Origin of the sequence: Pseudomonas petroselini (genome assembly GCF_045037875.1) — a bacterium.
Classification (GTDB): Bacteria; Pseudomonadota; Gammaproteobacteria; order Pseudomonadales; family Pseudomonadaceae; genus Aquipseudomonas; species Aquipseudomonas petroselini.
On the sequence record NZ_CP173614.1, the window covers coordinates 847912 to 869104 of the forward strand.

Below are 21193 nucleotides of genomic sequence, written 5' to 3' on the forward strand. Positions count from 1 at the left end.
CGCCCATTACATGGCCGTTCCAGACGATCCACCCAGCGACGAAGCGCTGCTGGCCCGCTACCGAACCGGCGACAGCGCCGCGTTCGAAGCCTTGTACGCGCGCCATCGCCAGGGCCTGTACCGATTCCTCGTGTCCCTGAGCAACAAGGCCGAACTGGCCGAGGAAATCTACCAGGAAACCTGGCTCAGCCTGATCCGCAGCGCCACCCAGCCACAAGGCCGGGCGAGCTTTCGCACATGGCTGTTCCAGATCGCCCGCAACCGCCTGATCGACCACTGGCGCAAGCACGGCATCCACAACCCCCTGCACGACAGCTACGACGAGCAACTGCACGCCCAGGCCGACGACAGCGCCGGCCCCGAGCAGCAACTGAGCCTGAGCCGCGACCAGGCGCGCCTCGACGCCGCGCTGCAAGACCTGCCCGAAGACCAGCGCGAAGTTTTCCTGCTGCGCCTGCACGGCGACCTCGAAGTGCCGCAAATCGCCGCCCTCACTGGCGCCCCGCTGGAAACCGTCAAAAGCCGCCTGCGTTACGCCCAGCAGAAACTGCGTCGCCTGCTGGCCGAGGAGATACCCGCATGACCGACTCCCGACACACCCCGGACCCCGACGACGTGCTGCTCCAGCACATGCGTCAACACAGCACCGGCGAGCCGCCCGCGTCTCTCGACGCCTTCATCCTCGCCACCGCCCGCCGCGAAGCCCCGGCGCCGCAGCCGAGTCTGTGGCAACGCTGGCTGCAAGCCTGCCAACGGCCACGCTGGCAGATGGCGTTCGCCACCGTCGCAGGCTTAGCGCTGATGATCGGCGTGGTCCTACGCGAGCCCGTGCCGCACCCCGACATCTCCACGGCGACCTTCTCCGCCCTTCATGAGGAAGCCGCGCGTCCTGCACCACCCCCGATGTCCGCCCCTGCGCCCGTGGCCCGACTGGCCGTCGCCCCCAAGGCCGAGAGCGCGCAAGTCATGGGCTCGATGGCGGATGAGTCGCCCGCCAAGCTCAGCAAACGTGCGCCGGTGGCGGTGCCAGGGTTGGAGGAGGGGTTGCGGGAGATTGTGAGGCTGCGTGAGGCTGGGGAAAGTAGAGCGGCGGATGAGAAGCTGTTGGCGTTGCACGAGCGCTTTCCTGAGGAAGACTTGCCGGCGCGGTTGGAGGCATTGCAGAAACATTGAATGTCGCCCACAAAAAAGCCCCAGGCCTTTTGACCTGGGGCTTTCTCGTCATATCTGGTGCACCCGGCGGGATTCGAACCCACGACCCCTGCCTTCGGAGGGCAGTACTCTATCCAGCTGAGCTACGGATGCTTGTGCGGGCGACATCATACCCATGTCGACCTTGGGCGTCCATGCTGGTCTTTGGGCCTTCAAGCGTAGGAATCTGCCGCATAAGGCCCTAAGTCGGGAGGCGCCGATCATTGCAGTGAAACCTGGCAGGAATACGCTGATCAGAAAAACCGGATAAATGTGCCGTTTTCGTTCTTTTTTTCGAACAGACTATTGCCCTGTACCCCCATTGATCCTAGGATTCGTTTGAGATTTCAAACGCTCTGTCTCCCGTGCGCTCTTTCACTTCTTCCGCGCGCAGAGGCTGATTTCCCTGACGGCAGCCCACAAGGCGCCTTTCAACAACTCTAATTCGCTCCGCGTGCGCGCGGTGCTGTTAAGGAAAGCCGACATGCAGCTCAAAGATTCCCAGTTGTTCCGCCAGCAAGCCTTTATCGATGGCGCTTGGGTCGATGCGGACAATGGTCAGACCATCAAGGTCAACAACCCTGCCACCGGTGAGATTCTCGGCACCGTGCCGAAGATGGGGGCCGCTGAAACCCGCCGTGCCATCGAAGCTGCCGATAAGGCCCTGCCGGCCTGGCGGGCACTGACCGCCAAGGAGCGCGCCAATAAGCTGCGCCGTTGGTTTGAGCTGCTGATCGAAAACCAGGAAGACCTCGGTCGGCTGATGACTCTTGAGCAAGGCAAGCCGCTGGCCGAAGCCAAGGGCGAGATCGTCTATGCCGCGTCCTTCATCGAGTGGTTCGCCGAAGAAGCCAAGCGCATCTACGGTGACGTGATTCCTGGCCACCAGCCGGACAAGCGCTTGATCGTGATCAAGCAGCCGATCGGTGTGACCGCTGCGATCACCCCGTGGAACTTCCCGGCCGCGATGATCACCCGTAAAGCCGGCCCGGCCTTGGCCGCCGGGTGCACCATGGTGATCAAGCCAGCTTCTCAAACCCCGTTCTCAGCCCTGGCCCTGGTTGAGCTGGCACACCGTGCTGGCATCCCGAAAGGCGTGCTGAGTGTGGTGACCGGCAGCGCCGGCGACATCGGTGGCGAGCTGACCAGCAACCCGATCGTGCGCAAATTGTCCTTCACCGGCTCGACCGAAATCGGTCGCCAGCTCATGGCCGAATGCGCCAAGGACATCAAGAAAGTCTCCCTGGAACTGGGCGGCAACGCGCCGTTCATCGTGTTCGACGACGCCGATCTGGATAAGGCCGTCGAAGGCGCGATCATCTCCAAGTACCGTAATAACGGCCAGACCTGCGTCTGTGCCAACCGCCTGTACATCCAGGATTCGGTGTACGACGCGTTTGCGGAAAAACTCAAAGTGGCGGTTGCCAAGCTGAAGATCGGCAACGGTCTGGAAGAAGGCACCACCACGGGCCCGCTGATCGACGAAAAAGCTGTGGCCAAGGTCCAGGAACACATCGCCGATGCCCTGAGCAAAGGCGCCAAGCTGTTGGCCGGTGGCAAGGTGATGGAAGGCAACTTCTTCGAGCCGACTATCCTGGTCGACGTGCCGAAAAACGCCGCCGTCGCGAAGGAAGAAACCTTCGGCCCACTGGCGCCGCTGTTCCGTTTCAAAGATGAAGCTGAAGTGATCGCGATGTCCAACGACACCGAGTTCGGCCTGGCTTCCTACTTCTATGCCCGCGACCTGGGCCGTGTGTTCCGTGTGGCTGAGGCCCTGGAATACGGCATGGTCGGCGTCAACACCGGGTTGATCTCCAACGAAGTCGCGCCGTTCGGCGGCATCAAGGCCTCGGGCCTGGGCCGTGAAGGTTCCAAGTACGGGATCGAGGATTACCTGGAAATCAAATACCTCTGCCTGGGTATCTAAACCGCCCGGCAAGGCATTGCCGTAAACGCAGAGGGCACGAGAGCGCTGACCCTTTGCGTGTTTCACACCGTTATTCGTAGTGGCCGGGAAAGCTGTGGCAGTCGATCATCGCATGCTGCCGTAGTTGCCTCCCCGCCACGTATTCCTTGGACCACGCCACCCGATGAGTGGCGAATGAGGACTTTATGAGCAAGACCAACGCATCCCTGATGAAACGCCGCGAAGCCGCTGTACCCCGCGGTGTTGGCCAGATTCACCCGATCTTCGCTGAATCCGCGAAGAACGCCACCGTGACCGACGTTGAAGGTCGTGAGTTCATCGACTTCGCCGGCGGTATCGCCGTGCTGAACACCGGCCACGTGCACCCGAAAATCATTGCCGCCGTGACCGAGCAACTGAACAAGCTGACCCACACCTGCTTCCAGGTACTGGCCTATGAGCCTTATGTGGAATTGTGCGAAAAAATCAACGCCAAGGTCCCAGGTGATTTCGCCAAGAAAACCCTGCTGGTCACCACCGGTTCCGAAGCCGTCGAAAACGCCGTGAAAATCGCCCGTGCCGCCACTGGCCGTGCCGGCGTGATCGCCTTCACCGGCGCCTACCACGGCCGCACCATGATGACACTGGGCCTTACCGGCAAAGTCGTGCCGTACTCGGCTGGCATGGGCCTGATGCCGGGTGGCGTATTCCGCGCGCTGTTCCCGAACGAATTGCACGGTGTCAGCGACGATGACGCCATCGCCAGCATCGAACGCATCTTCAAAAACGATGCCGAGCCGCGTGATATCGCTGCCATCATCATCGAGCCGGTACAGGGCGAAGGCGGCTTCTACGTCGCGCCAAAATCCTTCATGAAGCGCCTGCGCGAGCTGTGCGACAAGCACGGCATCCTGCTGATCGCCGACGAAGTGCAAACCGGTGCCGGCCGTACCGGTACGTTCTTCGCCATGGAACAGATGGGCGTTGCCGCCGACCTGACCACCTTCGCCAAATCCATCGCCGGCGGCTTCCCGCTGGCCGGTGTGTGCGGCAAAGCCGAATACATGGACGCCATTGCACCCGGCGGCCTCGGCGGTACCTATGCCGGTAGCCCGATCGCCTGCGCCGCTGCGCTGGCGGTGATGGAAGTATTCGAAGAAGAGCACCTGCTGGACCGCTGCAAAGCTGTCGGTGAGCGCCTGGTGACTGGCCTTAAAGCTATCCAGGCTAAATACCCGGTGATCGGCGAAGTACGTGCGTTGGGCGCGATGATCGCGGTCGAACTGTTTGAAGATGGCGACAGCCACAAGCCGAACGCCGCTGCCGTTGCCTCCGTGGTGGCCAAGGCGCGTGGCAAGGGTCTGATCCTGCTGTCCTGCGGCACCTACGGCAACGTGTTGCGCGTACTGGTCCCGCTGACTTCGCCGGACGAGCAGTTGGACAAGGGCCTGGCGATCATCGAAGAATGCTTCTCCGAGCTGTAAGCGGAGGCTGAGCTGATCGACACAAAAAACCCGCTTCGGCGGGTTTTTTTGTGCCGATCACTGCACATTCAGGCCTTGTTCATTGTACGTAGGCGCCTGCATTGTCTAAGGTTCCAGCATTGCCGATGGAGCGTGCAGGATGATTGCTGTTGATTTACCCGCTGTACCGCGCGTACTGATTGCCGAAGCAGACCCCTGGTCGCGGGACCTGCTCAAGCAAGTGCTGTTGAATGTGCGCTGCGATGCGCGGCTGGATGTGTGTGCCGACGGGCAACAAGCGGCCACGCTGTTGCGCGAAAAGCCCTACGACCTGATCCTGGCGGATTGGGAGCTGCCGGGCATCGATGGGCTGAGTCTGTTGCGCAACGTGCGCCAGAAACGCCGCTCACCCGCGCTGCCGTTCATTCTGCTGAGCAGTCGCAACGACAGCGCCAGCGTCCGCGAAGCCTTGCCTTTGGCGCCCACGGCGTATTTGACCAAACCCCTGAACATGGAAGGCCTCACGCAGCGTCTGCAAGACCTGCTGCTCAATGAAGGCGAAACGGTGTACTGCGAGATTCCGCCACTGGCGCCCGGCATGACTTTGCCGATATTCCTCGAGCGTCGCCGCGAGGCGTCCGATGGTGCGCCGTTGCGGGTCGACGTGAGAGCCGCGGTGCAACGCAGCCTCGGGCCGGATGGCCTGGACCTTAAGCACCTCGAAGACCGGGTGCGCATGGACCCACAAATTACCGCCGTGCTGATCGCCGCCGCCAACAGCGCCGGCCATCACGGCACGCCCGTGCAAACCCTGCCCGCAGCCCTGCACACGCTGGCGTCCGGGCACAGCATGAACCTGATCCTCGGCCTGGCGCTCAAGCACAATGTGGTGTTGGGCGATCCGGCCCTGGTCGCCTATGCCGAGCGTCACTGGCAGTTGTCCCAGGACACCGCCGACTATGCCCGGCGTCTGGCACACCTGTTGGCGCTGGACCATGAGCGCTGCTACAGCGCCGGTATCCTCCATCGGCTGGGTGACTTAGCGCTGTTGCGCTGCCTGGAAGACTGGCGCCAGGGCGGTGGTGCATTGGATGACGAAGCGATTGGCGAGTCGCTCCACACGTTTGGCGCTGCCTACGGTTCGGCACTGCGCGCACGTTGGCGTTTGCCGCTTGAGCTGCGTCAGTTGATCGCGGCGATTTATTCGTTGGAGGGTGGGGTCTATGCCCGGGATGCGCTGGTGATGAACCTGGCGGCGCAGATGGCGCGTTTGACCGAGCACGAAGGGCTGGAAGCGCTGGCTGCGGGCAAGACAGCGCGACTGCTCAAGGTGGGCTTGCCGGAGCTGACCCGAGTACGCAAATCCTAAAAGGCGCTGCGGTCGAAATGTGGGAGGGGGACCCCTCCCATATTTGATCAGTCGACCACTAGCCGGCGATGACGCGGTTTTTGCCGAGGCGCTTGGCCTCGTACATGGCAGCATCGGCGCGGGCGAACAGACTGTCCAGGGTCGAGTCTGCCTCGCTGAGGTTGGCCAGGCCCTGGCTGATGGTCACGCTGAAGGCTTGGCCTTCATAGCTGAAACTCAGCGCCTGAATCTCTTTGCCCAGTCGTTCAGCGACCTGCAGCGCCATCTCCGGTGCGCAGCCGGGGAGGACAGCGGCGAACTCTTCGCCCCCAATGCGCCCGAACAGGTCGCCACGGCGCAGTACCCCGCGACCGCTCTCGGCGATACGCCGCAACACCTGATCGCCTTCCAGGTGACCGTAGGTGTCGTTGATGTCCTTGAAGTCATCGATGTCCAGTAGAAGGAAGGCCAGCGGCGCACCTTGGGCGCAGGCGGTGTCGAAGGCCTGGTTGGCACATTCGAAGAAGTGTCGGCGGTTGCTGCTCTGGGTCAGCACGTCGGTGGTGGCGAGACGGTGCAGTTCCAGCTCAAGTTGTTTCTTTTCGGTGATGTCTTCGGCCATGCCGACCACGATCACCGGTTCGCCGGGCTCAACCTGCTGATTGATATAACACTTGTCGCTCAGCCAGCGGATCTGCCCGTTGGCCGTGATGATGCGGTACTCCCGGTCTTCAACCGCGCCCTGTTCCAGCACGCGGGCCAAGCTGTGTTCGGCGTAGTCGAGGTCCTCGGGGTGAATGCTGTTGCGCCACTCCCGATGGTCGGCCAGCAGCAGGCTGGCTGAGCGACCGAACACCCGCTCGTAAGCCGGGCTCACGTACAGCACGCGACGGGTTCCCCAATCGATGGCCCACAGCACGGCATTCACGCTGACCAGCATCGAGCTCAGCAGCTGCTCACGCTCGCTCAATCGCTCGACTTCACCCTGGGCATGCACCAACGCCAGCAGGGTCGCCGCCGCAGCTGGGCGGGAATGCTCAGCTGTGGGCGCGTCGACTAAGGAGGACTTTTCGTGAACCATCGGCACAACTCTCTCTGGGCGCGCCGCAAACTGGAGCAGCGGTCACTACAAGGGGCCACCATGATGGCGAAGTGTTCATTGAGAGAGGCGAATTGCAGTGAAGTTCCGTCAATAGGATCGATTGACGGTGTCCGAGAAATGGCGCCAAAAAGCTGATGGGCGGGAGGGAAGGCCCTCCCGCCTTGTTGTCATATGGATGCAGGGCGCAGCGAATAGGTCTTCAATTGGTGGGCAAAATCCCGCAGGGACTGGATGCCGCTGGCTTCGGCCTCGTGTACCCATTCCTTGATGGCGGCGAGCATATCGTGGCCATTGGAGCTGGTCTTGAGCCAGATCTGTTGCAGCGCCAGGCGCTTTTCATAGATCACTTTAAGGGCCTGGCTATGCTCCAGCATGCTCTGGATGCGCAGGTGGTGGCGGTCGTCCAGCAAGCTGGTTTCCCGCGACAATAGGCGCTTGGCGCGGTGGAATTGGTGACGAACGGAGTGATCGACCTTTTCCAGTTCCTGCTTGACCAGCGGTCCGATTACCAACTTGCGGTACTGGGCCATGATCTGGAAGCGGTTGTTGAGGATCGCCATGGCGGTGTCCATGTCCAGGTGGCCTTTGCCTTCCACGCGGTGGGCGATGGGCGCAACGCGCTGCACCTTGGCCAGGCGCAGGAAGCTGAACACCTTGATCCACGCCCAACCCAGGTCGAACTCCCATTTCTTCACGGACAGCTTGGCGGAGTTGGGGTAGGTGTGGTGGTTGTTATGCAGCTCTTCGCCCCCGACGATGATGCCCCACGGCACCAGGTTGGTCGCCGCATCACGGCATTCGAAGTTGCGATAGCCCACGGCATGGCCCAGGCCATTGATCACACCGGCGGCCCAGAACGGGATCCACATCATCTGGATCGCCCAGATCGTGATGCCGATGGTGCCGAACAACAGCAGGTCGATCACGCCCATGATCGCCACGCCGAGTAGCGGGTAGGGGGTGTAGAGCTTGCGTTCGATCCAGTCATCCGGGCAGTTCTTGCCGTAGATACGCAGGGTCTCCGGGTTTTCGGCCTCGGCGCGGTACAGCTCGGCACCTGTGCGCAGCACGGTGGACAGGCCCTTGATGACCGGGCTGTGCGGGTCGTCGACGGTTTCGCACTTGGCGTGGTGCTTGCGGTGGATGGCCGTCCACTCGCGGGTGTTCTGCGCCGTGGTCAGCCACAGCCAGAAGCGGAAGAAGTGTTTCAGGCCTGCATTGAGCTCCAGGGAGCGATGGGCTGAATAGCGGTGCAGATAGACCGTGACCGCAATGATGGTCACGTGGGTCATCAACAGAGTGACTGCCACCAATTGCCAGGCTGACAAGTCAAGAAAACCGTTGTACCACATAGGCTGTATGGCCCTCAGATAAAGAAAAAAACAGCTCACGCATTATCACTAAGCCTACAGAGAAAACCAGCCGCCCTTTCAGATAGGAGTGACTGGATGTTTCTTATTCTATAATCCGCAGCCTTTGTGGGGCGATTATGTTTTTTTGGTAAGGATTACTGACCATATGCTGTTTTCATACCGAGGTGCCCGGTGGGCGGGGCTGGTATATCTGCTGGTTTCGATGACGTGGATAAGCCTGACTGAGCGGTTATTGATCGAGTTTCTCGATAACCCGAGTGCGTTGAACCACTGGCTGCAGGTGCGTGGCTATGTGTGGGTGGCACTCAGTGCCTTGGTGATTTACTTGATCTGCGCCAGGTTTGCCCGTGCCAACCAGCAGCAGCAACCCCTGAAGGAAAACCGTGAGCGCCTGCGCCAGGCCGCGGCCGTGTTCGATTGCACCCGCGAAGGCGTGTTGGTCACTGACGCTCAAGGGCTGATCGTGCACGTCAATCGGGCCTTTATGGAAATCACCGGTTACAGCCATGAAGACGTCATGGGTCGCCAGCCCAGCCTGTTCAAGTCCGGTCGCCATTCGTCGAATTTCTACCAGCAGATGTTCCAGAGCCTGGAGCGCTGTGGCGAATGGAGCGGTGAAATCTGGAACCGACGCAAAAGCGGCGAGATTTATCCACAGTGGCAAACCATCCGTGTCATCCACGATGACCTGGGCCAGGTCACCCACTACGTGGCGGTGTTTTCCGATATCAGCGCGATCAAGGATTCCGAACACGAGTTGGCCCACCTCGCTCACCATGATCCGCTGACCGACCTGCCCAATCGCCTGCTGTTTACCGATCGCGCCCAGCAGGCGCTGGCGTCGGCGCAAGTCCACAAGCGCGGCTGCGCCCTGCTGTTGCTCGATCTGGACCATTTCAAGATCATCAACGACAGCCTGGGCCATAACGTTGGCGACCAGTTGCTCAAGCTGGTGGGTGAACGGCTCAAGGCACTGTTCGGCCCCGGCGTGACCCTGGCGCGCCTGGGTGGGGATGAGTTCGCCGTGCTGGCGGAAAGTTGTCCACAGGTGGCGCAAGCGGCCAGCTTGGCGCAACGCATGCTGGAGGCGATGAAACAACCGTTCCTCTTCGACGGCCATCAGCTGTTTATCAGCGCCAGTATTGGCATCAGCTTGTTCCCCAATGACGCGTTGAGCGCTGAACAACTGCTGCGCAACGCCGATTCCGCGCTGTTCAAGGCCAAAAGCACCGGCCGTGAGGGCTATGCGCTGTACACCGAAGAACTCACCGCCCACGCGCAAAACCGCGTGGAAATCGCCAGCGAGCTGCGCCGTGCCCTTGAGCAGAAAGAGCTGCGCGTCTACTACCAGCCGGTACACGACCTCAATGGTAGCCGCCTGATTGGCGTCGAAGCGCTGGTGCGCTGGCAGCACCCGGCGCGTGGCCTGTTGCCGCCTGGGGAATTTATCCCGATTGCCGAGCGCACCGGGCTGATTGCCGATATCGATGCCTGGGTGATGGACCAGGCTTGCCGGCAGATGTGCGATTGGTTGGCGCAGGGGGCGCCGTTGAGTTTTATCGCGATCAACGTGTCCAGCCGCCTGTTTGCCCGGCGCGAGCTGTATGAACAGGTTGCCCAAGTGCTGCACGACACCGGCCTGGACCCGGCTTTCCTCGAGCTGGAAGTCACCGAAAGCGCCGTGATGGACGACCCTGAAGTGGCCTTGGAGCAACTGCACCGCTTGCGCGAGCTGGGCTTGCGCCTGGCCATCGATGATTTTGGTACCGGTTATTCGTCGCTGTTGCGCCTCAAGCGCCTGCCGGTGCAGAAGCTCAAGATCGACCAGGGCTTCGTCGCCGGCTTGCCGTGGGATGAGGATGACGCGGCGATCGTGCGCGTGGTGATCGCCCTGGCGAAAAGCATGGGCATGCAGGTGCATGCCGAGGGGATCGAGCAGGAGGAACAGGCGCGCTTCCTGCTCGACCAGCAGTGCGACATGGGGCAGGGGTATTGGTTTGGGAAACCGATGCCGGCGCAGGAAATCGATTGGTCACGGGCCCCCGTAATCAGGCCTTGAAATGCAGTCAAAATGTGGGAGGGGGCTTGCCCCGATAGCGGTGTATCAGGTTAGAAATTCTTGACTGACCTACCGCCATCGGGGGCAAGCCCCCTCCCACATTTGAATCTGCTCAAGACTTTATTTTTGCGTTCTGGCACAGAACCCGCGCGCAACCCCGCGTTCCATCAGAAAATTCTTTCTGGTTATATAAACATTCTTAAATAGTATTTTTAAGAATATCCGCGCTTATCTACTATCGCCCTCACGCCGCAAGCAGTGCCGCCACTGCGAGGCACTATTCATTTCAGGAGCGAGACCATGAGCGCATCTCTACGTAGCGTCGACGGCCAGGACGAAGCAGCCATTTTGCGTGAGATCCAGAGCGCCCTGCGCGATCTGCGGTTTGGCGCGGTGGAAATCACGGTGCACAACGCCCAAGTGGTTCAGATTGAACGCAAAGAAAAATTCCGTTTGCAGAATCCGGGTAACAAACCGAGCTAAGCAAGAACGGCGATTCGCATGCTAGACCCGCAACTATAAGAAAAAGCCAACACCCCCGAATTTCAGGAGCTTCTATGTCGTCGATTCGCCGTTATGCCCTGGCCGCCCTGGCCAGCGCCGTGTTTGCAGGTTCCGCGGTTGCCAAGGACTACGAGTTGCTCAACGTCTCGTACGACCCTACCCGTGAGCTGTACCAGGACTACAACGCTGAGTTCACCAGCTTCTGGAAACAGTCTCACCCGGGCGACAACGTCAAGATCCAGCAATCCCACGGCGGTTCGGGCAAACAAGGCCGTGCCGTGATCGACGGCCTGCGCGCCGACGTGGTCACCCTGGCCCTGGCCGGTGACATCGACGAAATCGCCAAGCTGGGCAAGACCCTGCCGGAAAACTGGCAGACCCGCCTGCCGGATGCGAGCACCCCGTACACCTCGACCATCGTGTTCCTGGTGCGCAAGGGCAACCCTAAAGGCATCAAGGATTGGGGCGACCTGATCAAGAAAGACGTGTCGGTGATTACCCCGAACCCGAAAACCTCCGGCGGCGCCCGCTGGAACTTCCTCGCCGCCTGGGCTTATGGCCTGAAAACCGGTGGCAGCGAAGCCAAGGCCCAGGAATACGTGAAAGAGCTGTTCAAGCATGTTCCTGTGCTGGACACCGGTGCTCGCGGTTCGACCATCACCTTCGTCAACAACGGTCAGGGTGACGTGTTGCTGGCTTGGGAGAACGAAGCGTTCCTGGCCCTGAAAGAGGACGGCGGCGCCGACAAGTTCGATATCGTCGTGCCTTCCCTGTCGATCCTCGCCGAGCCTCCGGTGGCCGTGGTCGACAAGAACGCCGAGAAAAAAGGCAACACCGAGATCGCCACCGAATACCTGAAACACCTGTACAGCCCGGCTGGCCAGGAGATTGCGGCGAAGAACTTCTACCGCCCACGCGATGCAAAAGTGGCCGCCAAATACGCCCAGCAGTTCCCGAAACTGGACCTGGTGACTATCGACAAAGACTTCGGCGGCTGGAAAACTGCCCAACCGAAATTCTTTAACGACGGTGGCGTGTTCGACCAGATCTACACCGCGCAGTAAACCAAAGTACCTGTAGGAGCCCACTTTCTGTGGAGAGGCCCTTACTGTGGCGAGGGAGCTTGCTCCCGCTGGACTGCGAAGCAGCCCCAAAATCAGACAACCGAGTTGCACCAGGTGCAACGCGGATACCGGTTTGGGAGCGCTTCGCGCTCCAGCGGGAGCAAGCTCCCTTGCCACAGTAAGTTACCTCTACATTTACGGCGCGCTCCTACAGTGGTTTCTACCCTTTAACCAAGGACTCTTATGTCGCGTCGTATCTCCCCCGTCATACCCGGCTTCGGGCTGACGCTGGGCTACACCGTGGTGTACCTCAGCCTGATCGTACTCATCCCCCTCGCGGCGATGTTTGTACACGCCGCTCAACTCACCTGGGATCAGTTCTGGAACATCATCTCCGCACCGCGCGTGCTGGCGGCGTTGCAACTGAGCTTCAGCACGGCGCTGTACGCCGCGTTGATCAACGGCGTGATCGGCACACTGCTGGCCTGGGTGCTGGTGCGCTACACCTTCCCCGGTCGCAAGATCATCGATGCGATGATCGACCTGCCCTTCGCCCTGCCCACCGCCGTCGCCGGTATCGCCCTGACGGCGCTGTACACGCCTAACGGCCTGGTCGGCCAGTTCGCCGCGGACCTGGGCTTCAAGATCGCCTACACGCCGCTGGGCATCACCCTGGCGCTGACCTTCGTCACCCTGCCGTTCGTGGTGCGCACGGTGCAGCCGGTGTTGGCCGATATTCCCCGTGAAGTCGAAGAAGCCGCCGCCTGCCTGGGTGCCAAGCCGTTGCAGGTGTTCCGCTACATCCTGGTGCCTGCGTTGCTGCCGGCCTGGTTGACCGGTTTCGCCCTGGCGTTTGCCCGTGGCGTCGGTGAGTACGGTTCGGTGATCTTCATCGCCGGCAACATGCCGATGAAAACCGAGATCCTGCCGTTGCTGATCATGGTCAAGCTCGACCAATACGACTACCGCGGTGCCACCTCCATCGGCGTGCTGATGCTGGTGGTTTCCTTTGTCCTGCTGCTGCTGATCAACTTGTTGCAGCGGCGCATCGAACGTCCATAAGGAGGCGCGGAACATGTCCCAATCGTCTATTTCCGCCGCGTCCTCGGCCAACGCCGCCCGCCGTGGCAGTGCTGCGTCCCGACGCATCCTGATCGGCCTTGGCTGGCTGGTGTTCGCACTGTTCCTGCTGTTGCCGCTGTTAATCGTGGTGACCCAAGGCCTGAAAAACGGCCTCGGTGCGTTCTTCACCGCGATCCTTGAGCCGGACGCGCTGTCAGCACTGAAACTCACGGTGATCGCCGTGGTGATTTCGGTGCCGCTCAACCTGGTGTTCGGCGTCAGCGCCGCGTGGTGCGTGAGCAAGTACTCGTTCCGTGGCAAGAGCATCCTAGTGACGCTGATCGACCTGCCGTTCTCGGTGTCGCCGGTCATCGCCGGTTTGGTCTACGTGCTGATGTTCGGCGCCCAGGGCTTCTTTGGCCCTTGGCTGCAGGACCACGACATCCAGATCGTGTTCGCCTTGCCTGGCATCGTACTGGCGACCATCTTCGTGACCGTGCCCTTCGTGGCCCGTGAACTGATCCCGCTGATGCAGGAGCAGGGCACCCAGGAAGAAGAGGCCGCGCGCCTGCTCGGTGCCAATGGCTGGCAGATGTTCTGGCATGTCACCGTGCCGAACATCAAATGGGGCCTCATCTACGGCGTGGTGCTGTGTACCGCACGGGCGATGGGTGAGTTCGGCGCGGTGTCGGTGGTGTCCGGCCACATTCGCGGCGTGACCAACACCCTGCCGCTGCACGTCGAGATTCTCTACAACGAATACAACCACGTTGCCGCGTTTGCGGTGGCGAGTCTGCTGCTGATCCTGGCGCTCTTCATCCTGCTGCTCAAGCAGTGGAGCGAGAACCGTATTAACCGCCTGCGCGCCGGTGCGGCTGAGGAATAAGTCATGTCGATCGAAGTCCGTAATGTCAGCAAGAACTTCAACGCCTTCAAGGCCCTGAACAGCATCAATCTGGACATCCAGAGTGGCGAGCTGGTGGCCTTGCTCGGCCCGTCCGGCTGCGGCAAGACCACCTTGCTGCGCATCATCGCCGGTTTGGAAACCCCGGATGACGGCAGCATCGTGTTCCACGGTGAAGACGTGTCCGGCCACGACGTGCGTGATCGCAACGTCGGCTTCGTGTTCCAGCACTATGCGTTGTTCCGCCACATGACGGTGTTCGACAACGTGGCGTTCGGCCTGCGCATGAAACCGAAAAACCAGCGCCCGAATGAAAGCCAGATCGCGGTCAAAGTGCATGAGCTGCTGAACATGGTGCAACTGGACTGGCTGTCCGATCGCTACCCGGAGCAACTCTCCGGTGGCCAGCGCCAGCGTATCGCCCTGGCCCGTGCCCTGGCGGTGGAACCGAAAGTGTTGCTGCTGGACGAGCCCTTCGGCGCCCTCGACGCCAAGGTGCGTAAAGAACTGCGCCGCTGGCTGGCGCGCCTGCACGAAGACATCAACCTGACCTCGGTGTTCGTGACCCACGACCAGGAAGAGGCCATGGAAGTCGCCGACCGCATCGTGGTGATGAACAAGGGCGTGATCGAGCAGATCGGTTCACCGGGTGACGTCTACGAAAACCCGGCCAGCGATTTCGTCTATCACTTCCTGGGTGATTCGAACCGCCTGCACCTGGGTGAAGACCAGCACGTGCTGTTCCGTCCACACGAAGTGTCGCTGTCGCGTCATGAGCTGGAGGATCACCACGCCGCTGAAGTGCGGGATATTCGCCCGCTCGGCGCGACGACCCGTGTGACGTTGAAGGTGGAAGGCCAGAGCGAGCTGATCGAAGCTGAAGTGGTGAAGGACCACGACAGCCTGACCGGTTTGGCCCGTGGCGAGACCCTGTTCTTCAAGCCCAAGGTCTGGCAAAAAGCTTAAAAGCCCACCCAATATTCCATAGGGGAATGGGATCTGAATGTGGGAGGGGGCTCGCTCCCACATCAGACCTCGCTAGGCTTTAGATCACGACGAATTACCGGCCCCGACCGCTCTTCAATCTGCTGCTTGAGCCCCTGGCGCAACCCCAGCAGAAACGCCAACTCTGCCACCACAAACAACGGCCCCACAATCAGTCCCGACACGTCATCCACAAACGCGGGCTTGCGGCCTTCGTAATAGTGGCCGACAAACTGGATCACCCAGCCCACCACAAACATCCCCACGCCGCTGCTGAGCCACACCAGCGTGCTTTGCGCCGCCAGCACATGCCCGGCCCACACCGACAGGCCCATCAGCACCGTCATAAGCACACCCAGAGCCAGCTCCAGGCGCAGGTAAAACCACGCCGACAACAGCGCGACAATCACGGCGGGGGAAATCCACAGGCTGCCCACGGCCCACTCGGGGCGCGACAGCAGCACGGCAACCGCCACCACAATCAACGGGATGCCGATAAAGTGGCTGGCGATATTGCGCGGGTCGCGATGGTAGGCGGCGTATTGACTGAGATGGTCGACGAGGCTTTTCATTGTTATTCCTCCTGTAGGATGTTTGATCATGCCCTGTCAGCCTGTGGCGAACTGTCAGCTGGGCGACAATCTTCGGAGTTCACATGGACGCAGACAAATGGCACGCCCGGTTGGGCTGTGGCCACTGGTTCCGTCATCTGCCTTCAGATTTGCAGCGTAGCTTGCTGGCAGCGGCCCGGCCACGCTCGCTGACAGCAGGACAGTTGCTGTTCAAGCGCGGTGATCCCCCGTGCGGTGTGTATGCCGTGCTGGAAGGTGGGGTGCGTATCAGTGCAGTGAATGCCCAGGGCAAGGAAGCGGTATTGAGCCTGGTTGAGACGCCTTACTGGTTCGGCGAAATCTGCCTGTTCGATGGCCTGCCGCGTACCCATGATGCCCTTGCCATGGGGCCATGCACATTACTGCAGGTGCCGCAGGCGGCAATGCTCGGCATCCTGGAGCGGCATCCGTCGTATTGGCGCGATGTAGCCCTGCTGATGAGCCACAAACTGCGCCTGTCATTGATCAATATCGAGCAGATGAGCCTGATGCCCGCGTCGGCGCGGCTGGCCCATCGGCTGCTGATGATCGCTGAAGGCTACGGGGAGATAGAACAGGCCCGCCGCGTGTTGCACTTGCCTCAGGAGGATCTTGCGGCAATGCTGGGCCTGTCGCGCCAGACCATTAACAGTCTGCTCAAGACGCTGGAGCAACAGGGCGTCATTGAGCTCAGTTACGGCGCGATTGAGATACTCGATTTCAATGGCCTGCGGCTGTCTGCGGGCCTATGAGCCGCGATACGTAGAGAACCCGTACGGGCTGAGCAGCAGCGGGATGTGGTAATGCTGGTCGGCCTGTTTGACTCGGAAAATGACCGGCACTTCTGGGAAAAAGGTCTCGCGGTTGGCCTTTTTGTAGTAGTCGCCCGTCTTGAACACCACACGGTACTCACCCGGCTTTATGCTGCGATTGGCGGGAAACAGTTCGCTGATGCGTCCCTGCTGGTTGGTGACGCCTTGGGACAGCGACTGCCATTGGTCGCCCACGTGCTCTTCCAGGGTGACGCTGACCCCGGCACTCGGCAGGCCATTTTCAAGGTTGAGCACATGCACGCTCAACGGATTGCCGTCGGCCAGTGCCAGGTTGCACAGGCCGCTCAGGCTGAGGGCGGCGAGGGTCATGTTTAGGGTTTTCATCGAGAAGTCCTTTTGACAGGGGAGATTCAAGGGGTGGTTTTTAAGCCCAGTTGCTCGGCGGCTTGCAGGGCACAGGCTTCGTCCTGTGCCGCGCCGCCGGCACCTGCGATGCCCAGCGCGCCGACCAGTTCCGCCTCGGCAAACAGCGGCACGCCGCCGCCGAGCAACAGCAACTCGGGCAAGCTGTTAAGGTTGGCCGCTTCGGGATTGTTGCGAGCGCGCTCGGCAAACACGCGGGTCGAGGTCTTTGTCGATAGCGCGGTGTATGCCTTGCGTTGGCTGGCGAGGCTGTTGTGCGGGCCGACGCTATCGGCTCGCAGGGCCACCAGCAGGTTGCCGCCGCTGTCCAGCACGGTCAGTGCGGCGGTGCAGTGCGTCAGGCTGGCATCGGCCAATTGGCGCGCAGTGCGCAAATCAAGGTCGGCATGACGCGGCAAGAGGGGCGCAGCCTGAGCGGCCGTGCAGGCGGCGAGGCTCAGGAACAAGGCAGTGCGATACATGGTGAAGGCTCCTTAAAACAGGCCATCACGTTAGCCAGCGGGCAGGGTCAGAAGCCGCACAATTTGATGACAATTTTGTAATCAAACTACGAGGTAACGCATGCAGGTGTTGTTAGTGGAAGATCAGCCCCAACTGGCGCAGCGCATGGCTCAAGGTCTGAGCGAGGCTGGCTTCACGGTAGAAGTCGCGGCGAATGGCATGGCGGCATTGCGCTTTGTTGAAAGTACCGAATACGACCTGGTGATCCTGGATGTGATGTTGCCGGGTCTGAATGCCTGGAAGCTGCAACAGGCCATTCGGCAGAAGGGGCAGACGCCGCTGCTGTTCCTGACCACGCCGGGCGGGATTGAAGATCGCCTGCGCGGGCTGGAATTGCATGAGGATGACTATTTGCTCAAGCCGTTTGAGGCCAAGGCGCTGGTGGCGCGGGTGAAGAAAGTGTTGCGGCGTGATCGCGGGCGCTGATTGGTCAGGTATTTTTGCTGCCTGAGCCATCGCCATCGCGGACAAGCCCCCTCCCACAGGGGAATGCATTTCAAATGTGGAAGGGGGCTGCTCCCGGTGAGGCCATCACCATCACCCCAAACCTACCTACCGCAACCCATCCCGAAACTGCCCCGGCGTCATCCCCGTCCAACGCTTGAACGCGCGGTTGAAGCTGCTGGTATCGGCAAACCCGAGTAAATGACTGATCTCGGCCAATGAGCAGTTCGGGTCGCGCAGGTGCAGCAATGCCAGGTTCTCCCGGCATTCATTGAGCAACGTATCAAACCGGCAGCCCTCATCCGCCAAGTGCCGCTGCAAGCTGCGCAGGCTCAGGTGCAAGGCCTGGGCGATGCGTTCGGCACTCGGCTCGCCATCCGGCAATTGCGCCTCGATGGCCGCGCGTACCTTGCGTTCCCAGGTCAACGGTTGCAGTTGGGCGAGGGTGCGCTTGAGCACGGTCTCATTATGTTCGGCCAGTTCCGGGTTGGCATCGTCCAGGTGGCTGTCGAAGTCATGGGCGGCGAATTCCAACGCGTCTTCCTCGGCACCAAAAAACACCGGTGCGCGAAATACCGTGTGCCAGGGGCTGGGGTCGGCAGGTTCAGGGCGCCGCAAGTGAACGGCCAAGGGGGCGTAGTCGCGGCCCAGGCGGTTACGGCAGGTGCGCACATAGATCGCCGCGAAGGCATCGATGGCTTCCAGCGCCGGTGCCGGGCTGCCCGGGGGCTGCAGCAGGCGAAAGCGATAACGCTCGCCTTCGCGACTGAGCTCCAGCGTCAGCGCATCGCTGACCACCTGGTGATACCGCACGATGCGCTCGAACACCTCGCGCAGGCTGCCGCTGGCCACCAACGCATAGCCCAAGGCATGAAAGGTCGTGGGGCTGACAAACCGCGACACTCGCAAACCAATCGCCGGATCCCCGCTGGCCTGCACCGCCAGTTCCCACAAGCGCGTGGTGGCCGACAGCGGGTAGCGTGCATTGGGATCGTCCATCTGTTGTGGGTCGAGCCCGGCTTGCACGCACAGCGCGGCACTGTCGAGGCCCAGGGCGTCGAGCTGCTTGCGCAGGGCGCGGGTCCAGCTGGCGAGGGAAGTCGGTTCGGTCATGGCGATTGGCGCTTGCGGTCAACAGGTTGGCGTGTGGGGCTAGCGTCCTGCAAGAAGCTCTGGTGCAGGATGTAACCCTCAATGAATAAGAGGATGGGAGCATGGACGGTACTTCTGCAAGTCCCCAGCAGATGAACGCGCAACAGCGTTCGGCGCATATCCGTGAAGTGGTGCTGGCCGAGGGCGTGCGACTGCGTCGCCGGCACCCGTGGTTGCAGCATCAGGACGCCCTGGGCGCGGGCATCCTGGCCTTTGCCTTGCTGGGCATGATGGGCTCGGCGGCGCTCTATATCAGCGGTCATATGGCCTGGTGGGCCTGCCTGCTGCTCAATGCGTTCCTGGCGTCACTGACCCACGAGCTGGAACACGACCTGATCCACAGCATGTACTTTCGCAAGCAGCGCCTGCCCCATAACCTGATGATGGGCCTGGTGTGGTTGGCGCGGCCGAGCACCATCAACCCGTGGGTGCGCCGGCACCTGCACCTCAACCATCACAAAGTCTCCGGTACCGAAACCGATATGGAAGAGCGCGCCATCACCAACGGCGAGCCGTGGGGTTTTGCGCGCTTGCTGATGGTCGGCGATAACGTCATGTCGGCGTTTATCCGCATCCTGAGGGCCAAAACCTGGAAGCACAAACGAGCGATCATCAAGCGCTCGCTGCTGGTGTACGCACCGCTGGCGCTGCTTCATTGGGGCGCGTGGTACATCTTCCTCGGCTTCCATGCTGCCAATGGTATTGCGGGTCTGATGGACACGCCGATTGAATGGTCGGCCGCTACCGTGCAGATGATGCACGTGATCGATATCGCCGCCGTGGTGATCATCGGGCCCAACGTGCTGCGCACCTTTTGCCTGCACTTCGTCAGCTCCAACATGCACTACTACGGCGATGTGGAACTGGGCAACGTGATCCAGCAGACCCAAGTGTTGAACCCCTGGTGGATGTGGCCGTTGCAGGCGTTCTGCTTCAACTTCGGCAGCACCCATGGCATCCACCATTTTGTGGTGAAGGAGCCGTTTTACATCCGCCAGATGACTGCCAAGGTGGCGCACACAGTGATGGCCGAGATGGGCGTGCGCTTCAATGATTTCGGGACGTTCGCGCGGGCCAATCGGCTGGGTTTTCCACCGCCTGCAGGGTTTCGATCAGCGCCTTCGCCGCAGGCGACAAACGCACCCCAGCGCGGCTGATTATCCCACTGCGGTTGTGCAGGCTGTCCAGATTGTGCGGCAGGTTGCGCCAGTGCAGCACGTGCAACTCGCCGCTGGCGAACGCGTCGACAAACGCCTCTTCAGCGCCCAGGCCGATGGCGTCGGAGTGCCGCACGATGCTGGCCAGCGCGGCAAACTGCTCCAGCTCGATCGCGGGCGCAAAGTCGACGCGCCCGCTGAGGTTGGCCAGCAGCTTGCGAATGCCCGGCGCGATCAGCGGCGTGGCCAGCGGGTAGCTGAACAGGTCGTTGGTGGACAGGCTGTCCTTGGCCAGCAGCGGGTGCCCGTCGCGGCAGAAAAACACCGTGCGTCTTGGGCTCAAGGCCTGGGTCTGGAAGCTCGGGTCGGCCTCGAAGTGACGCACATCGGCGATAAAGAACTCGATCTCTTCACGGCTTAGGCTACGCCCGAGTTTTTCCCAGTTATCCACCTGCAAAACGCTGCGCACCTTGGGGTAGGTGGAGATAAAGCGCGCCATGGCCTGGGGCACCAGGTTCACCGCCGCCACGGCATCGCTGCCGAAGCGCACCTCACCGGCGTCGAGTTTGGTCATGCGCGTAACTTCATGGCTCAGCAAGGCCGCGCCTTGCACCAGGCTCAAGGCATGTTGCAGCACCACCTGGCCTTCGGGGGTGGGGCGCAAGTCTTTATTCGCGCGGTCGACCAGCACACAGCCGAATTCCTGTTCGAGGCCCTGGATGCTGCGGCTGAATGCCGGTTGGGTGATGCCCATGGCGTCCGCAGCGCGCACGAAACTGCGGTGCTCGTTGAGGGCGATGAAGTAGCGCAGTTGGCGAAGGTCCATGTGCTTTCCCGGCATTTTGAAATAGGTCGAAGGCATTTTCGACTTAGGGAGCTGAGGTTTTAAATGTAGGCTCTTATTCCGTCAACTATGTATTTATTTTCTTGTTAGATTAAAAGTGCATATCAAGGGCGTCGCCCGCGAACGTCCCCGTGTTTGGATTGGGGCATCAAGGCTCATCGAACAAAGGGCAGGCTTATGTTTTCGCTGTTTGGGTGGGTGGTCGGAAAGTCCATTCACCAAATGGTTTATATGCGCAAAACGCACAAGGCGGTTGCAGGCGCTGAGTGTTCTAAAATTACATTAATAGAATAATAGAATTGTTGGCTATTTCCAATCGTGCTCTTGACCTGTTATTTCTGACAGTAGA

At 60.9% G+C, this 21193-nt stretch carries 21 protein-coding genes and 1 tRNA gene; 14 read left to right on the forward strand and 8 right to left on the reverse strand.

What is annotated here, in order from left to right:
- The first annotated feature begins 10 nt into the window (after positions 1-10).
- Both ACI512_RS04015 and ACI512_RS04020 read left to right on the forward strand, forming a co-directional pair.
- Positions 11-583, forward strand: a complete 573-nt coding sequence (locus ACI512_RS04015; RefSeq protein ID WP_012721606.1) for an RNA polymerase sigma factor — start codon at positions 11-13, stop codon at positions 581-583.
- On the forward strand, positions 580-1173 hold the full coding sequence (locus ACI512_RS04020) for a hypothetical protein (RefSeq protein ID WP_236381619.1): 594 nt from the start codon (positions 580-582) through the stop codon (positions 1171-1173). The genes ACI512_RS04015 and ACI512_RS04020 overlap by 4 nt, the downstream gene beginning before the upstream one ends.
- 55 nt (positions 1174-1228) lie before the next feature.
- Here ACI512_RS04020 and ACI512_RS04025 read toward each other — a convergent pair.
- Positions 1229-1305, reverse strand: a tRNA-Arg gene (locus tag ACI512_RS04025).
- Between the two features lie 370 nt (positions 1306-1675).
- Here ACI512_RS04025 and gabD point away from each other — a divergent pair.
- The 3 genes from gabD (at position 1676) to ACI512_RS04040 (ending at position 5929) form a co-directional block, all read left to right on the forward strand.
- Positions 1676-3118 (forward strand): NADP-dependent succinate-semialdehyde dehydrogenase, encoded by a 1443-nt coding sequence (gabD, locus tag ACI512_RS04030; protein ID WP_012721618.1) that lies wholly within the window; start codon positions 1676-1678, stop codon positions 3116-3118.
- A 185-nt stretch (positions 3119-3303) separates the two neighbouring features.
- Positions 3304-4581, forward strand: a complete 1278-nt coding sequence (gabT, locus tag ACI512_RS04035) for a 4-aminobutyrate--2-oxoglutarate transaminase (protein ID WP_236381617.1) — start codon at positions 3304-3306, stop codon at positions 4579-4581.
- Between the two features lie 139 nt (positions 4582-4720).
- Entirely contained in the window at positions 4721-5929 is a 1209-nt protein-coding gene (locus ACI512_RS04040) for an HDOD domain-containing protein (protein ID WP_236381615.1), read from the forward strand.
- Positions 5930-5987: 58 nt separating this feature from the next.
- Here the strand turns inward: ACI512_RS04040 and ACI512_RS04045 are convergent, their stop codons facing one another.
- Together ACI512_RS04045 and desA are read right to left on the reverse strand one after the other, a co-directional pair.
- Complete coding sequence (locus ACI512_RS04045) at positions 5988-6989, reverse strand: diguanylate cyclase (RefSeq protein WP_405121626.1); 1002 nt, start codon at positions 6987-6989, stop codon at positions 5988-5990.
- Positions 6990-7177: 188 nt separating this feature from the next.
- Positions 7178-8362, reverse strand: a complete 1185-nt coding sequence (desA, locus tag ACI512_RS04050) for a delta-9 fatty acid desaturase DesA (protein WP_012721622.1) — start codon at positions 8360-8362, stop codon at positions 7178-7180.
- 166 nt (positions 8363-8528) lie between these two features.
- On the opposite strand from desA, the gene dibA reads away from it, so the two are divergent.
- From dibA to ACI512_RS04080, 6 genes are all read left to right on the forward strand, one after another.
- On the forward strand, positions 8529-10442 hold the full coding sequence (dibA, locus tag ACI512_RS04055; RefSeq protein WP_405121627.1) for a phosphodiesterase DibA: 1914 nt from the start codon (positions 8529-8531) through the stop codon (positions 10440-10442).
- A 300-nt stretch (positions 10443-10742) separates the two neighbouring features.
- Positions 10743-10925: a sulfur starvation response protein OscA gene (oscA, locus tag ACI512_RS04060; RefSeq protein ID WP_003170956.1), complete on the forward strand. Its 183-nt coding sequence runs from the start codon at positions 10743-10745 to the stop codon at positions 10923-10925.
- 74 nt (positions 10926-10999) lie between these two features.
- Positions 11000-12010 (forward strand): sulfate ABC transporter substrate-binding protein, encoded by a 1011-nt coding sequence (locus ACI512_RS04065; protein ID WP_012721624.1) that lies wholly within the window; start codon positions 11000-11002, stop codon positions 12008-12010.
- A gap of 243 nt (positions 12011-12253) precedes the next feature.
- Positions 12254-13072: a sulfate ABC transporter permease subunit CysT gene (gene cysT, locus ACI512_RS04070; RefSeq protein ID WP_012721625.1), complete on the forward strand. Its 819-nt coding sequence runs from the start codon at positions 12254-12256 to the stop codon at positions 13070-13072.
- Between the two features lie 13 nt (positions 13073-13085).
- The gene (gene cysW, locus ACI512_RS04075) at positions 13086-13958 is read left to right on the forward strand and encodes a sulfate ABC transporter permease subunit CysW (protein ID WP_236381049.1); all 873 of its coding nucleotides are present in this window, start codon (positions 13086-13088) and stop codon (positions 13956-13958) included.
- 3 nt (positions 13959-13961) lie between these two features.
- A complete protein-coding gene (locus ACI512_RS04080) occupies positions 13962-14942 on the forward strand; it encodes a sulfate/molybdate ABC transporter ATP-binding protein (protein ID WP_046034569.1) in 981 nt (326 codons plus the stop codon).
- Positions 14943-15004: 62 nt separating this feature from the next.
- On the opposite strand, the gene ACI512_RS04085 is transcribed toward ACI512_RS04080, so the two are convergent.
- Entirely contained in the window at positions 15005-15532 is a 528-nt protein-coding gene (locus ACI512_RS04085; protein WP_236381051.1) for a DUF962 domain-containing protein, read from the reverse strand.
- Between the two features lie 83 nt (positions 15533-15615).
- Here ACI512_RS04085 and ACI512_RS04090 point away from each other — a divergent pair, with 83 nt between their 5' ends.
- Positions 15616-16302: a Crp/Fnr family transcriptional regulator gene (locus ACI512_RS04090; RefSeq protein WP_064054179.1), complete on the forward strand. Its 687-nt coding sequence runs from the start codon at positions 15616-15618 to the stop codon at positions 16300-16302.
- On the opposite strand, the gene uraH is transcribed toward ACI512_RS04090, so the two are convergent.
- Together uraH and ACI512_RS04100 are read right to left on the reverse strand one after the other, a co-directional pair.
- Complete coding sequence (gene uraH, locus ACI512_RS04095) at positions 16297-16707, reverse strand: hydroxyisourate hydrolase (RefSeq protein ID WP_012721630.1); 411 nt, start codon at positions 16705-16707, stop codon at positions 16297-16299. The genes ACI512_RS04090 and uraH overlap by 6 nt on opposite strands.
- A 26-nt stretch (positions 16708-16733) precedes the next feature.
- Positions 16734-17207, reverse strand: a complete 474-nt coding sequence (locus tag ACI512_RS04100) for a heme-binding protein (RefSeq protein ID WP_236381052.1) — start codon at positions 17205-17207, stop codon at positions 16734-16736.
- 100 nt (positions 17208-17307) lie between these two features.
- Between ACI512_RS04100 and ACI512_RS04105 the strand changes: the two genes are divergently transcribed.
- Positions 17308-17673 carry a response regulator gene (locus tag ACI512_RS04105; protein WP_043204631.1) on the forward strand — a complete coding sequence of 122 codons (366 nt, stop codon included), beginning with the start codon at positions 17308-17310 and terminating at the stop codon, positions 17671-17673.
- Positions 17674-17799: 126 nt separating this feature from the next.
- Here ACI512_RS04105 and ACI512_RS04110 read toward each other — a convergent pair whose 3' ends face one another.
- Positions 17800-18804 carry an AraC family transcriptional regulator gene (locus ACI512_RS04110; protein ID WP_012721632.1) on the reverse strand — a complete coding sequence of 335 codons (1005 nt, stop codon included), beginning with the start codon at positions 18802-18804 and terminating at the stop codon, positions 17800-17802.
- A gap of 101 nt (positions 18805-18905) precedes the next feature.
- Here ACI512_RS04110 and ACI512_RS04115 point away from each other — a divergent pair, with 101 nt between their 5' ends.
- Complete coding sequence (locus ACI512_RS04115) at positions 18906-20000, forward strand: fatty acid desaturase (RefSeq protein ID WP_236381053.1); 1095 nt, start codon at positions 18906-18908, stop codon at positions 19998-20000.
- Here ACI512_RS04115 and ACI512_RS04120 read toward each other — a convergent pair.
- Positions 19891-20826: a LysR family transcriptional regulator gene (locus tag ACI512_RS04120; protein ID WP_236381054.1), complete on the reverse strand. Its 936-nt coding sequence runs from the start codon at positions 20824-20826 to the stop codon at positions 19891-19893. The genes ACI512_RS04115 and ACI512_RS04120 overlap by 110 nt on opposite strands.
- Positions 20827-21193: the final 367 nt, after the last annotated feature.

What these genes read in the sequence shown, in the direction of transcription:
- ACI512_RS04015 (WP_012721606.1), top strand. Translation starts at nt 11, where the DNA reads ATGGCCGTTCCAGACGATCCACCCAGCGACGAAGCGCTGCTGGCCCGC.
- ACI512_RS04020 (WP_236381619.1), top strand. Translation starts at nt 580, where the DNA reads ATGACCGACTCCCGACACACCCCGGACCCCGACGACGTGCTGCTCCAG.
- gabD (WP_012721618.1), top strand. Translation starts at nt 1,676, where the DNA reads ATGCAGCTCAAAGATTCCCAGTTGTTCCGCCAGCAAGCCTTTATCGAT.
- gabT (WP_236381617.1), top strand. Translation starts at nt 3,304, where the DNA reads ATGAGCAAGACCAACGCATCCCTGATGAAACGCCGCGAAGCCGCTGTA.
- ACI512_RS04040 (WP_236381615.1), top strand. Translation starts at nt 4,721, where the DNA reads ATGATTGCTGTTGATTTACCCGCTGTACCGCGCGTACTGATTGCCGAA.
- ACI512_RS04045 (WP_405121626.1), bottom strand. Translation starts at nt 6,989, where the DNA reads ATGGTTCACGAAAAGTCCTCCTTAGTCGACGCGCCCACAGCTGAGCAT.
- desA (WP_012721622.1), bottom strand. Translation starts at nt 8,362, where the DNA reads ATGTGGTACAACGGTTTTCTTGACTTGTCAGCCTGGCAATTGGTGGCA.
- dibA (WP_405121627.1), top strand. Translation starts at nt 8,529, where the DNA reads ATGCTGTTTTCATACCGAGGTGCCCGGTGGGCGGGGCTGGTATATCTG.
- oscA (WP_003170956.1), top strand. Translation starts at nt 10,743, where the DNA reads ATGAGCGCATCTCTACGTAGCGTCGACGGCCAGGACGAAGCAGCCATT.
- ACI512_RS04065 (WP_012721624.1), top strand. Translation starts at nt 11,000, where the DNA reads ATGTCGTCGATTCGCCGTTATGCCCTGGCCGCCCTGGCCAGCGCCGTG.
- cysT (WP_012721625.1), top strand. Translation starts at nt 12,254, where the DNA reads ATGTCGCGTCGTATCTCCCCCGTCATACCCGGCTTCGGGCTGACGCTG.
- cysW (WP_236381049.1), top strand. Translation starts at nt 13,086, where the DNA reads ATGTCCCAATCGTCTATTTCCGCCGCGTCCTCGGCCAACGCCGCCCGC.
- ACI512_RS04080 (WP_046034569.1), top strand. Translation starts at nt 13,962, where the DNA reads ATGTCGATCGAAGTCCGTAATGTCAGCAAGAACTTCAACGCCTTCAAG.
- ACI512_RS04085 (WP_236381051.1), bottom strand. Translation starts at nt 15,532, where the DNA reads ATGAAAAGCCTCGTCGACCATCTCAGTCAATACGCCGCCTACCATCGC.
- ACI512_RS04090 (WP_064054179.1), top strand. Translation starts at nt 15,616, where the DNA reads ATGGACGCAGACAAATGGCACGCCCGGTTGGGCTGTGGCCACTGGTTC.
- uraH (WP_012721630.1), bottom strand. Translation starts at nt 16,707, where the DNA reads ATGAAAACCCTAAACATGACCCTCGCCGCCCTCAGCCTGAGCGGCCTG.
- ACI512_RS04100 (WP_236381052.1), bottom strand. Translation starts at nt 17,207, where the DNA reads ATGTATCGCACTGCCTTGTTCCTGAGCCTCGCCGCCTGCACGGCCGCT.
- ACI512_RS04105 (WP_043204631.1), top strand. Translation starts at nt 17,308, where the DNA reads ATGCAGGTGTTGTTAGTGGAAGATCAGCCCCAACTGGCGCAGCGCATG.
- ACI512_RS04110 (WP_012721632.1), bottom strand. Translation starts at nt 18,804, where the DNA reads ATGACCGAACCGACTTCCCTCGCCAGCTGGACCCGCGCCCTGCGCAAG.
- ACI512_RS04115 (WP_236381053.1), top strand. Translation starts at nt 18,906, where the DNA reads ATGGACGGTACTTCTGCAAGTCCCCAGCAGATGAACGCGCAACAGCGT.
- ACI512_RS04120 (WP_236381054.1), bottom strand. Translation starts at nt 20,826, where the DNA reads ATGGACCTTCGCCAACTGCGCTACTTCATCGCCCTCAACGAGCACCGC.